This window comes from Brevundimonas sp. UBA2416, from assembly GCF_002343105.1.
Lineage (GTDB): Bacteria > Pseudomonadota > Alphaproteobacteria > Caulobacterales > Caulobacteraceae > Brevundimonas.
Genome location: NZ_DDRM01000029.1, coordinates 48099 through 48370, shown reverse-complemented (window position 1 = coordinate 48370; position 272 = coordinate 48099). Strand labels below are relative to the sequence as shown.

1 pseudogene is annotated in these 272 nt (G+C 73.2%); it reads left to right on the top strand.

Annotation, left to right across the window (positions count from 1 at the left end):
• Positions 1 to 145, top strand: a pseudogene (locus B3E43_RS09515) (30S ribosomal protein S21); the annotation flags it as partial.
• Between the last annotated feature and the right edge of the window lie 127 nt (positions 146 to 272).

Below are 272 nucleotides of genomic sequence, written 5' to 3'. Positions count from 1 at the left end.
CGAGAAGCCCTCGGAGAAGCGCGCCCGCCAGAAGGCCGAGGCTGTTCGCCGCGCCCGCAAACTGGCCCGCAAGCGCATGCAGCGCGAAGGCCTGCTGCCGCCGCCGAAGCCCCGCGTGCCGGGCGTGGGCGGTCCGCGCTCCTGAGCGACCGAACGAACGAAACGATCAAGGGCCGCTGCGGGAAACCGCAGCGGCCCTTTTTCTATGTCTCCTCCCCACATCGTGGGGAGGGGGACCGCCGCGCCTCCTGGCGCGGGGGGGGAGGGGGCGA